Source organism: Streptomyces sp. BE303 (assembly GCF_036290945.1).
Classification (GTDB): domain Bacteria; phylum Actinomycetota; class Actinomycetes; order Streptomycetales; family Streptomycetaceae; genus Kitasatospora.
Map to the genome: position 1 here is coordinate 1 of NZ_JAQYWZ010000778.1, position 484 is coordinate 484.

Here is a 484-nt window from a genome sequence, read left to right on the forward strand (position 1 = left end):
GAAGCGGCCGTCCCGGGTGTACGTGGTGCCGGGGTGCTCGGGGTCGGGGGGGACGAGGGCTTCCAGGTCCCAGCCGCGGTCCGTGGGGAACCCGCCCATGGCGTCGGTCCCGGAGGCCAGCAGGTCCCATTGGTCCTACGGGGTTTCTGCCCCTCAAGGTAACAGGCAGTCCAACCCGACGATGACGATCGGTTCGTCGGTGACCGGCGCGGCCGGAGCGGCCGGTACCGCCGCCGCAGACCGTCCGCCGACGAGCCTTTCCAGCCGGAACCCGGCCCGCCGGTCGGCGGCCGGGTCGTCGAAGACCCGGGCCGCCGGGAGGGGGAGTCCGGTCGCGGCGGCCAGCCGGTTCACGGGCTGGGCCGACACCCCGGAGGACCTCTGGGACCTCCTGGCCTCCGGGACCGACGCAATCGGCGGGATCCCCACGGACCGCGGCTGGGACCTGGAAGCCCTCAACCACCCGGACCCGCAGCACCCCGGC

At 74.8% G+C, this 484-nt stretch carries 1 protein-coding gene and 1 pseudogene; one reads left to right on the forward strand and one right to left on the reverse strand.

Annotation, left to right across the window (positions count from 1 at the left end; genetic code table 11):
- Positions 1-123, reverse strand: a pseudogene (locus PUR56_RS25235) (polyketide synthase); the annotation flags it as partial.
- Between the two features lie 58 nt (positions 124-181).
- Here PUR56_RS25235 and PUR56_RS25240 point away from each other — a divergent pair.
- On the forward strand, positions 182-484 hold a 303-nt coding region (locus tag PUR56_RS25240), incomplete at its 3' end, for a beta-ketoacyl synthase N-terminal-like domain-containing protein (protein ID WP_329950581.1).